At 49.9% G+C, this 12,015-nt stretch carries 6 protein-coding genes; 1 reads left to right on the forward strand and 5 read right to left on the reverse strand.

Translation table 11 applies throughout. The features are described from left to right. Positions 1-29: 29 nt before the first annotated feature. The 3 genes from A3848_RS02975 to A3848_RS02985 all read right to left on the reverse strand — a co-directional run bounded on the left by A3848_RS02975 (position 30) and on the right by A3848_RS02985 (position 9,727). Positions 30-2,315 (reverse strand): beta propeller repeat protein, encoded by a 2,286-nt coding sequence (locus tag A3848_RS02975; protein WP_074083469.1) that lies wholly within the window; start codon positions 2,313-2,315, stop codon positions 30-32. A 481-nt stretch (positions 2,316-2,796) separates the two neighbouring features. Then, positions 2,797-8,487: a HAMP domain-containing protein gene (locus A3848_RS02980; protein WP_256702125.1), complete on the reverse strand. Its 5,691-nt coding sequence runs from the start codon at positions 8,485-8,487 to the stop codon at positions 2,797-2,799. Beyond that, positions 8,468-9,727, reverse strand: coding sequence for an ATP-binding protein (locus A3848_RS02985; RefSeq protein WP_074083470.1), 1,260 nt, complete (start codon positions 9,725-9,727; stop codon positions 8,468-8,470). The genes A3848_RS02980 and A3848_RS02985 overlap by 20 nt, the downstream gene beginning before the upstream one ends. 562 nt (positions 9,728-10,289) lie before the next feature. Here A3848_RS02985 and A3848_RS02990 point away from each other — a divergent pair. Beyond that, on the forward strand, positions 10,290-10,469 hold the full coding sequence (locus A3848_RS02990) for a hypothetical protein (protein WP_074083471.1): 180 nt from the start codon (positions 10,290-10,292) through the stop codon (positions 10,467-10,469). A gap of 264 nt (positions 10,470-10,733) precedes the next feature. Here the strand turns inward: A3848_RS02990 and A3848_RS02995 are convergent, their stop codons facing one another. Both A3848_RS02995 and A3848_RS03000 read right to left on the reverse strand, forming a co-directional pair. Next, entirely contained in the window at positions 10,734-11,441 is a 708-nt protein-coding gene (locus A3848_RS02995; protein WP_074083472.1) for a DNA alkylation repair protein, read from the reverse strand. Positions 11,442-11,579: 138 nt separating this feature from the next. Then, positions 11,580-11,957 (reverse strand): hypothetical protein, encoded by a 378-nt coding sequence (locus A3848_RS03000; RefSeq protein WP_178381892.1) that lies wholly within the window; start codon positions 11,955-11,957, stop codon positions 11,580-11,582. Positions 11,958-12,015: the final 58 nt, after the last annotated feature.

The raw sequence follows: 12,015 nt of genomic DNA on the forward strand, positions 1-12,015 counted from the left end.
CAGCAACGATGTCCGGTTTTTGTGCCGAATTATATTTTGTCCTTCAGGAGTACACGGTAGGCACCATTACCGCAGGAGACGCCGAGCACCTGTTTTCCTACACGATCAAGGGCAATTCCTTTCCAGCGAACCGCCCCCAGCTCTGTCTGATTCCAAGCCTCCCAGCTCTCACCGCCATCCCTGCTGCACAACACTTGAGAGTCTGTACCATTCATAACCATCGGTTCACAGGCAACGATTATCAGATCCTCTCCATGGTCACCAATTCCTAGAGTCAGAGCGGATACATTCAAGACCCCATCCACTTCAGCAGGATACAGCTTGCTCCAGGACTGGCCTCCATTGGTGCTGCGCCATAGTCCTTCTGTAATGAAGCCAGCATATATCGTATCCGGGTAACTTGGAGAATAAGCTACAGCGTTCAATACAGAGCCCAGACCTCTTCGCTTAAAAGGCAGACCTGCTCCAATGGATACCCAGTTGTCTCCGCTATCGGATGATTCCCAGATCCCTTCGGTCCATTCACCCACCAGTACCCGGCCTTCTTGTAAGGGGTTTGCCGCCAGCAGCTGATTGGCCCCGCAGGCATTCTTGACCTGATAGACAACTACAGACAGCAAATCGGCTTCAATCCAGTTCTTCATATGCGGTATTTCCGTCATGTAGGCAGGAGGGCGAAAAGCAGTTTGCTCCCAGGTCATTCCACTATCCGTAGAGCGGTAGATTCCAGCCCCCGATGCAATTGCTCCATCCATATAGGCATAAAAGGTGTCTGCATTCACTCCGTCCTCCTGCAAAGCCTGCACAAACAGACCGGGACTCAATGTAAGTACAGCTGAAGCAGTCTCTCCGTTGTCACGGCTGAGCGCAATACATGCGGTCCGCCCCTGACCAACTAGTCCGTAGAGATAACTCTGACGGGATGTTCGCGGTATTACAGCTGCAGTACTTCCTGAATAACCGGGTAGACCCGGGAGATTCCAAAAGCTTTTTCCGCCATCCTCAGTAACCTTCGGAGGGTGGTCAGCCATCGTAACACAGAACTTGCCCGGCTGCTCCCAAGCGGAGGTGACGGCTTCCATGCAGGTCGTTTCCAGCCCCTGAAACTGTGCAGCCCGCCATGTCCTTCCTCTATCTGTACTAACTGCAACTCCGTACCAATTCGTCAGATAGAGGCGTTCTTCAATAAAGCGGTCAACTAGAATTTTGGATATTGCCCATCCCGTGGCCTCCGCACGTGAACCACTGCCGAAGTGATCCATATAGGCTGGAAATCCGCTCAAATTCTCATCCTTATGCTGCCGGAGGAGCTTCCATGGTTCAGTGACGCCGCTGTCTAGACCGGATACATACAGTGGAATCGGCGGAACGGTCTGCATGTGAGGCCGGGCATCCGGGGCTGTATACCACAGCTGCGGGTGATGGATATCCTGTACAACTGTACCGTATCTATGCCCATCCTGGAGCAGCCCTGTCATGTCCGGCTGCCAGGTCTGCCCGCCATTCTGACTGTGGAGGATGCCATTCCAGATGCAGGCAGCACGCAGGTGCTGCGGATCCCGGATATCGCAGGCAAGCTCGGCAAAGCTTGGGCCTTCATGCAGCAGCACCCAGGATTCACCGAGGTCGGTGCTGGCATACAGCCTGCCAGCCTTGCCACGGGGCGGGTCCTGAAGCAGTCCCAACACCCCGCCGCCGTCTGTCTCGACATAATCCATATTGAGATCTTCATCGCTTATGGTTCCAGCATACAGTAATCCCGGTATACCGGGATGGAAGGCGACGCAGCCAAACCGCTCCTCCGGCAGCGAAGACTGCTTCCAGGACTCCCCTTCATCCCTGCTGATCCATAAACCGCCCGTGTAGCCCCCGGCAGCTACAATTCCCGGGTGATGAGGATCTACCGCGATAATTTCACCGTACATCCGGGTCGGCCCATTGCCGTAAAAACCCATGCCTGTACAAACCTCTCTCCAGGTGTGTCCGTCATCGTCTGATTTGTGAACCGAGCCGTGAAATTTGCGGCTTCGCACTTCCCCCGAGCAGCGGAACAGCACCTCCGGGTGATGCGGACTAATGGCAAAGCTCTGCACCTGGTGGTGATACGCCTTAGTGAGTCCGGCATTACGTGCTTCCCAGCGGAAGCCGCCGTCAATGCTGGCGAAGACTCCCGCCACATCGCAGCGGGCGTACAACACACCGCTTTTTGCGGGATGCTGAATCAGCCCTGTAATATAGCCACCCCCGCCCAGTACAGCCGGTGACCAGGTTTGCTCCGGTTTGAATGAATTCCCTTCCACATCCCTTACCTCCATTCTTCCTTGCCTCCTACTTAAGCTTACCTTCAGGCTGGATTTACGTGCATCCCTGCGAGCAACGAAATCTATTGCTGAGCAAAGAAGATGGAAAATGGGGGGGCTCAAAAGTGGATTTTCTGCGAGCAGAGACAAGTCACCTTCAATTTTATAAGCATAAAATTCAATAGAGCAGCGCTCCTCGTCATCGGAGGACGCTGCTCTATGTCTTTGGTTCATGGCTGCTCGCTTCAATAGATTGTAGGCATTGACGATACGAACGAGGTGATGTTCTGAATATCCTCCTCCAGCGAGAGGACGGAACGACCTGCGTAAAAGCGGCAGCGGTCGCCTTTGTCCCCGGATTTTCAACGCTAAGGAGAATAAATAAAATCTGGGGACATCAGAGATTGGACCACGGTCCGTTCGCGGAGCTTCCACCCAAACAGCTTACATATCTCCTGCGAAGCTGTTTCCACTTGAATCTAGAACTTAGAAGGGGTCACTTGTCTAACCATGTACGCATCATAGATAACAACTGCGCGCTGTTGACCGGTTTGGTGATATAATCCGAGCAGCCTGCTTCAAGGCACAGCTCCCGGTCTCCCTTCATGGCTTTCGCCGTAAGTGCAAGAATAGGAAGGCGCTTGAATTTCACATTCTGCCGGATCGCGCGGGTCGTTTCGTAACCGTCCATTCCCGGCATCATAATATCCATTAGCACGATATCGATGTCAGGTGTCTGTTCCAGGAGATGGATAGCATCCTGGCCGTTCTCTGCAGGAATGACTTTCATATGATGGCGTTCCAAGATGGAGGTAAGTGCAAAAATGTTTCGGATGTCATCATCCACAACAAGCACTTTCTTATACTCAATCATTTCATCGGAATTATATCGTTTAACCAGCTTGTCCCTTAAACCGGACGGCAGCTCCTCCGCTTTGAGGTGCAAAAAGAGCGTCGTTTCGTCAATTAACTGGATATTCGACTTCACCTCTTTGATAACCGCCATTTTAAAGAGCTCATCCCACTCCTTCTCCTCCTCTGACGTCAACTTCTTGCTCAGGCGGGCTACGACGGGAACCCTTTTGTTTTTGGCGTTCTTGTACATGTCACGGACTAGGCGGATAAGATTCATATCCGGCAAGTTATTGTCCAGCACTACACAGTCGTAATCTTTGGTGTTGATCTGGTTCAAAGCTTTGCGCCCCGTGTCCACTGCCGTGAGCTTGAGATTCTGACTGCTTAGCAGTTCGACAATTTGCTTACGCTCTTGCTCATCATGGATGGCCACCAGCAGGTTGCGGCCCTTATGGTCCGCAAATTGGTTCAAACGATCAAGGGCATTCTCGAGTTCCTCGTTCGTCACCGGTTTCCGGAAGTAATCGTGAACCCCCTTTTGCAGCAGGAGCAACTCATCTTCATCGACGGTCATGACGCAAATCGGAATATGCCGCACATCGATATCGCTCTTCAACTGCTCCAATACGAGCCAACCGTTGGAATCCCCGCCAAGGTGCAAGTCCAGCGTAATCGCAATCGGATGATACTTATGAACGAGTTCGAGGGCATCATAGCCGCTGGCTGAAATGACAGCTTTGATGCCTCTTTTACGGAGAAGATCGAGAATGATTTCATTGAATTTCTGGTCATCCTCGATAATCAGGAATACACGGTCTCCCGGCTCAATATGATCCCGGTCATCCATCAAAGCGTCTTCCTCGGCTTTAACCAGGCTGCTTCTGCGTTTCGGCGGGGTGATATCGATCACCTCCGGAACATGTGCCTTTTTCGGCTCCAGTTCTGTGAATTCCGCTTCCGTTGGAAGGTACAGATTAAATACGCTCCCCTTGCCCACTTCACTGTACAGGGTGATTTCACCGCCTAGCATTTCGGAAATCTCACGTGATATCGCAAGGCCCAAGCCTGTTCCACCGTATTCCCGATTCGTACTGCCGTCGGCCTGCTGGAAAGCTTCGAAAATGATCTGCTGTTTTTCATGGGGGATACCGATCCCTGTGTCGCTTACGGAAAAGCAAATGACCGTTTTGGCACGGTTCAACGATTCATTATCCGGGTGCCAGCCCTCGCCCGCTTTCCGGATCTGAAGCATGATCTGCCCTTGTTCCGTGAACTTAAAGGCATTTGAGAGCAGGTTTTTCAAAATTTGCTGAAGCCGTTTAAAATCTGTCATGACACTAGCCGGCACCCCGGGATCAACCTTGATCCGGTAGTCGAGCTTCTTGGCATCCACCATATGACGGAAGGTTCGGTCCAGCCCGTCTGTCAGTTCCGCCAAAGATACTTCACTGTAATCTGGCGTTATGGTACCGGATTCGATTTTGGACAGGTCAAGAATATCATTAATAAGGTTAAGCAATTCGAGTCCGGAGTCCTGGATGGTCTTCGCGAACTTCACCTGAATCTCATGAAGATTGTCATCCGGGTTCTCGGCAAGCTGTTCAGCGAGCAGCAGCAAGGAATTCAGAGGGGTACGAAGTTCATGCGACATGTTAGCCAAAAATTCGGATTTGTACTTGGACGTGAGCGCAAGCTGTTCCGCTTTCTCCTCCAGGTAACGTTTGGCTACTTCAACCTCATGGTTTTTGCTCTCCACTTCTGCTTTCTGCAGCACGAGCAGCTTTGCTTTATCCTCCAGTTCGTCATTGGTATTCCGCAGCTCCATCTGCTGCTTTTGGAGTTCTTCGGTGAGGGACTGCGACTGGATCAGCAGCTCCTCCGTACGCTGGTTCGCCTGCATGGTGTTAATCACAATTCCGATGGATTCCGTAAGCTGATCCAGGAATGCAATGTCGATATCGCTGTAGGGGCGAAAGGTTGCGAGTTCGAGAATCGCAAGTACCTGATCTTCAAAAATGATCGGGAGCAAAATGATGTTGAGTGGCGTCGCTTCTCCCAAAGCGGACGATATCACGACATAATCTCCTGGCACATTGGTAAGCAGGATCCGTTGCTTCTCGATTAGGCACTGGCCTACCAACCCTTGCCCGGCGCGGAATTCGTTCGCTAGATGTTTGCGGCTCTGGTAAGCATAGCTGGCAAACAGCTTCAGGACCGGTTCACCATCGACGGGTTCATTGATATAGAAAACACCATGCTGCATGGACACAAGCGGAGCCAGCTCGGACAGGATCATGCGGCTGACCGCATACAAATCTCTTTGTCCTTGAAGCAGCCGTGAAAATTTGGCGAGATTGGTCTTGAGCCAGTCCTGCTCTGTGTTGATTCGGGTTGTTTCCTTCAGGTTCCGGATCATTTCGTTTATATTGTCTTTGAGCGTTGCGACTTCTCCGGATGCAGATACGTCAATAGCACGTGACAGATCGCCATTCGTTACCGCTGTTGCGACGTTAGTGATGGCACGCACCTGAGTGGTAAGCGTACTCGCCATGTAGTTAACGTTGTCGGTCAGGTCACGCCAAGTACCGGCTGCTCCAGGCACACTTGCTTGTCCGCCCAGTTTCCCTTCGGCGCCCACCTCCCTGGCCACGGTGGTCACCTGGTCGGCGAAGGTCGCCAGTGTATCGATCATATTGTTGATTGTATCCGTCAGTTCGGCGATTTCGCCTTTGGCTTCCACGGTCAGTTTTTGTTTCAGGTTGCCGTTCGCAACCGCAGTCACGACCTTGGCGATTCCTCGTACCTGATCCGTCAGGTTGGTCGCCATAATGTTAACGTTATCGGTGAGGTCTTTCCAGATCCCGCCGACGCCGCGAACCTGGGCCTGTCCGCCCAGCTTTCCGTCCGTACCAACCTCACGGGCCACCCGTGTAACCTCGGAGGCGAATGAATTCAGCTGATCCACCATCGTGTTGATCGTGTTTTTTAGTTCCAATAGTTCGCCTTTTACGTCTACAGTGATTTTTTTGGACAGGTCCCCGTTCGCAACCGCCGTTGTAACGCCAGCAATGTTACGCATCTGAATAGTCAGGTTGCTGGCCATGTAGTTAACGGTATCGGTCAGATCTTTCCACGTACCGGAGACATCCTTTACTTCTGCTTGCGCGCCAAGTTTACCATCCGTGCCAACCTCGCGGGCTACACGTGTAACCTCGGAGGCGAAGGTCGAGAGCTGGTCCACCATCGTGTTGATCGTATTCTTCAGTTCCAGGATTTCTCCTTTTACGTCTACGGTGATTTTTTTGGACAGGTCGCCCTTAGCGACAGCCGTCGTGACGTCCGCGATATTCCGCACCTGGTCGGTCAGATTCCGGGCCATGTTATTAACGCCTTCGGTCAAGTCTTTCCAGGTCCCGCCGACCCCCTTAACCTGAGCTTGTCCGCCCAGTTTCCCATCCGTACCCACCTCGCGCGCCACCCGCGTAACTTCGGAGGAGAACATCGAGAGCTGGTCCACCATCGTATTAATCGTATTCTTCAGTTCCAGGATTTCTCCTTGCACATCTGCTGTGATTTTCTTGGACAGATCGCCGTTCGCTACTGCCGTCGTCACGACGGCGATGTTGCGCACCTGGTTGGTCAAGTTCGAAGCCATATAGTTTACGCTTTCGGTCAAATCGCGCCAGGTTCCGGCAACGCCTTTCACTTGGGCTTGTCCGCCCAGCATCCCCTCTGTACCTACCTCCCGTGCCACCCGCGTAACCTCGGAAGCAAACGTAGAGAGCTGCTCCACCATGGTGTTAATGGTGTTTTTAAGCTCCAGAATTTCGCCCGTCGCATTCACCGTGATCTGCTTGGACAGGTCACCTTTCGCAACCGCTGTGGTCACTTCGGCGATATTACGCACCTGATCGGTCAGTGTACCGGCCATAAAGTTAACGCTATCCGTTAAATCCTTCCAGGTGCCGGATACCCCTTTAACATCTGCTTGACCGCCCAGAATTCCTTCCGTAGAAACCTCGCGGGCCACCCGTGTAACCTCAGAGGCGAAGTTGCTAAGCTGATCCACCATGATGTTAATGGTGCTTTTCAATTGGAGGATCTCGCCCTTCGCATCCACGGTGATCGTCTTCGATAAGTCGCCCTTAGCAACTGCGGTTGTCACTTCAGCGATGTTACGCACCTGGTTGGTCAGGTTAGACGCCATGTAGTTTACGCTTTCGGTCAAATCCCGCCAGGTCCCGGATACGCCTTTAACATCCGCCTGCCCGCCGAGTATCCCTTCCGTACCGACCTCGCGCGCCATCCGGGTTACCTCGGAAGCGAAGGTCGACAACTGATCCACCATGGTATTGATGGTGTTCTTAAGCTCCAGAATTTCGCCTTGCACATCTGCAGTTATCTTCTTCGACAGGTCGCCATTTGCAACCGCTGTTGTAACCACCGCGATGTTACGCACCTGGTTGGTCAGGTTGGACGCCATGTAGTTTACGCTTTCGGTCAAATCCCGCCAAGTCCCGGATACGTCTTTAACGTCAGCCTGCCCGCCGAGCTTACCCTCCGTACCGACTTCACGCGCCACACGGGTAACCTCTGAAGAGAACATGGAGAGCTGGTCCACCATGGTGTTGATTGTATTTTTCAGTTCGAGGATTTCTCCCCGTGCATTTACTGTGATTTGCTTCGACAGATCCCCATTGGCTACAGCCGTTGTTACTGCCGCGATATTACGCACTTGATCGGTGAGGTTCGTAGCCATGTAATTCACGCTATCCGTAAGATCTTTCCAGGTCCCCGAAACACCTTTAACATCTGCCTGGCCGCCTAAAATCCCTTCCGTACCAACCTCACGCGCCACACGAGTAACCTCGGAGGCAAAGGTGCTGAGCTGATTCACCATCATATTAATGTTGCTTGCCGTTCTCTGGAATTCCCCGGTGAGCGGTCTTCCTTCGATTTCCAGTTCCACCTTCTGGGACAGATCGCCTTTGGCTACGGCGTTAATCACCCAAACCATCTCGCTCGTCGGTTGAATCAAATCAATGACTAGCCCATTGAGCGAATTGGTGATCGTTTCCCATGAACCACCCAGATTTTTCTGCACAAACCTTCTCGACAGATTGCCTTCTTTACCAACAACCTTGGCTACGGTCTGAACTTCATAGACTAGTCCTTCTTGAATATCCATGATCTCATTAAACGTATCCGCTACCTTGCCGGCTATACCTGTGCGGTCATAGGGCATTCTATAGGTGAAGTTGCCTTTTTTCATTGCCATTAAGGCGTTAAGCAGTTCACCGGCGTCAATTTGATCATCGTTTTTTTCGTTCATTTGGTTTTGATCCTTCACGGTAGCCTGCCCCTTTTGCATCATATATTTTTGAATAGTGCGGTTTGACTTCAATCGTAAAAATGAACGTTGCTCCAGGTCCATTCGACGGTTCAACCCAAATCGTACCGCCCATTAGTTCGACCAGCGATTTACTGATCGATAATCCAAGCCCCGTGCCTCCGAACTTCCGTGTGGTTGAGGCATCGAGCTGAGAGAATGGCTGAAACAGTTCGTTTATTTTGTCCGGAGGGATACCGATCCCGGTATCTTTAATCATAAATTCAAGCGTAAGCGAACTTTCCGTCTCCGCCAGCTTGTTAACCATTATGTATACACTGCCTTCAGGTGTAAACTTTACTGCATTGCCTACAAGATTATTCAGCACCTGACGCAGGCGGTTCATATCCCCTTTTATGCTAGATGGCACTAATGGATCAACCATTAACATCATTTCCAGATTCCGTTCTCTGGTTTGAGCCGTGAACAAATCAATGGTTTCATTCAGGCAGTGCTGAAGGGAAAAGGGTGCCTCCTCCAACTCTATCTTTCCGGATTCGATTTTGGAAAAATCAAGGATATGGTTAATGACAGAGAGCAGTGCATTGCCGCTTTTGTGGATAATCCCTGCCATCTCAGCGTATTCTTCCGGCAAATCGCAGGCCTGAAGCAGATCCGACATGCCAATGATTCCATTCAGTGGAGTCCGGATTTCATGGCTCATCATGGCCAGAAATTCCGATTTCACACGGGAGGCGATTTCCGCAGCTTCCTTTGCCTTACTGAGCGCCTGATTGGTTTTTTCCATCTGCCTCGTTTGTTTCTGCAACATTTCACTTTGTATCTGAAGGGCTTTGTTAGCTTCATACATGCTGACGTAACCCTCAATTTTGGATTTGAAAATTTGCGGAATAACGGGTTTCGTCATATAATCCACTGCACCGACGGAATAGCTGGCGACGATATGCTCCATTGTATTACTGGTGACCGTCATAAAAATGATTGGCACGTATTTGTTTTTCTCCCGGGTACGGATGATACTGGCGGTCTCAAACCCGTCCATTTCCGGCATGTGCACATCCATGACAATAACAGCAAATTCCTCTTCCAATAAACACCGCAAAGCTTCCATCCCGGAATATGCGCGAACCAAACGATAGGGTTCTCCGCTGAGAATTGCCTCAATGGCAATCAGGTTTTCCGGGTGACCGTCTACGAGCAGGATGTTGACTGGAAAATTCATGACTCTCCTCACCTTCCAACTTCTGGAATCTCTTCTCGTGTTATATTTCAAAAACATAGGTTATATACCCTCATCTTCAAAGGGTGAAACTCAGATTCCGCAAGCACCCTTATGAACTGACAAAGGACAGGGAGCACTTGCCCTGTCCTTTGTTAATAGATGAGGATAAACGCTAATGGCCTTGCGGCTCGGTCAAGGTTTACAGCTCGACTCTCCAATTGCCCATCATCTTGGCGACTTCCGGATCGCGGTACTATAGGTTTTGTACTGCTGATTGCCTTGGTAATACCAACAAGACATCAGTCATGAACTACGGAAAAACTCAGCTCTGAATAAAGATGGTACGTCATCAGCTATTACATATATCGATCGTGATAGTAGACTTAATGGAATCAATACAATTCAATTGAATTGAATCAAAGCCTGGATGTCTTTCGTGCATAGTTCTTTGAGATGAGACGCACACTATTCAAGTGATATGCCCTATCTGGGAAACAGCCAAGATAATATACTTATGCCCTTTGGCAAAATTATTCGAGAATACGATGAGGAGGCACAAGTAATGTCCAATAAAAAAAGTTACTATGCATTTGAGGAGCCGCTTGGCACCACAATTGAATTTCAAGCCACAAGCTTACAACAGGCCATGGTAATTAAAAAGAAGAAGGCTCATGAAATGGGAATTCCTAAAGAGGCTTTTGAACTTACTAGCATACGCAAGAAACCAACCCAGAGCGCATGAGCCTAATTCGAGTGGCTTCCTCATACATGCATAAAGCCATTACGATTTCATTAGGCGTCGGATTCGGTTCTACTGATTATTTTGGAAGGCAATTCGCAAGCTGTTACTTATTAAAAAGCCTGACATTCACCAGTTAGTGAGTCAGGCTTCGTTAAGTTAGCGATATCATTCATAGCGTTGCTGCAGGTTACCAGTCAAGCTACGATAGGCGAAGAATTCCAAATAGGCGAAAGACCCTGACGGAGTTATTAACTCTAATCACCGTCAACATCTTACATGTTTGCGTTTAAAACCAACCCTACCTTTTTCGACTGCCTTTTGAATATTTTCGTAAGCGTGAAGAAACTTGCTGTTTGCCTTATCCTTATTGACTTCTACCTGGCCTACAGTCTTTGCGGTCTCGAATGCCTTATCATGGAGAGGGGAATAGGATACCGCCACTGTGTATAGAAAGTTGTTCATCGCGTATTTGGTGCGTTCCGGAGAATCATGAATCGTATTTTTCACGCGTTCAAGCATACCGGCAATTTTGCTGTCGGCAAATTCTTCGTCCGGCCGGTTGCCGAGTAGCCAACAATAACAACTCCAGCCCGCTGACATTCTAAGCTCTTCCCCGCTCGCGATCCATTTATCGGCAACTTCTTGAGCAATATCCGCTTCTGCCAAGGTTACTGCAACTACATAATCAGACAACATATAAAAATAAGCTGCATCCATCCACCGTTCATAGTCGGCTTCCGTCATGGCATTGGGGTCGGCAATGATGCCCGCAAAATACATCGCATCGTAATTTCCTGTGGCATAAAGCTGCTCAGCCAGAGGCTGATTGATTTTGGTTTTCTTGAAAATAGGCTTCATCGCGCCGGTAGCCACGCCAAAAAGCGGTTCCTGCGCTCCATTTGAGCTGTATATTTTCTTGGTCCGTTCCTTACCTAGTAATTCAAGCTCCTTCATAACCATCTCTGCATTCATTCCTTAACACTTCCTTTTTCACAGAATACTCATCTCAAGTGATCCTAGATCGTACCGGATAAAGAAAGTGTACTGTATGGGTTTCCCTGCTGCAAGCTACGTATCCCTTCAGATATAGCTTCATCGGTGTCGATTCAATCACACACTAGAATGTAAAATGACCGGAACGGTGGTCTGGTATTCCTGTACAAGTCCCCGCCGTTTGAGTTCCTGCCCGTACCCTGCTTCAAACAACCGCTTGAGCATGGATGATATACAACTGTTTGTAGTAGTCTCCAGCCGCTCCAATTGCTGCAGTGAGATTAGCTTCTGGGAACTGTTGGCATGCCTCTTCAGTTCCTGGATTTGTTCTTGTTTGAAATACATTCTTTCCAGCCTTCTGAAATCCATCTCAAGGTGCAGCCGGAGGACCTGATCTGTATTCGCTGAAATTCTTGATACCACGGGCTGCCTTTTGTCTTTCATCGCGTCGATCTCTTCTGGCTTCTTCTCAAAACGCTGAGCAATGTATAACATCATCTCATAATCCCTCAATTTCTGTCCTTGTCTCATTCACTCAAGGTACGAAATAAAC

The sequence above is a fragment of the Paenibacillus sp. P32E genome (assembly GCF_001909085.1).
GTDB classification, from domain to species: Bacteria; Bacillota; Bacilli; order Paenibacillales; family Paenibacillaceae; genus Paenibacillus_AQ; species Paenibacillus_AQ helianthi.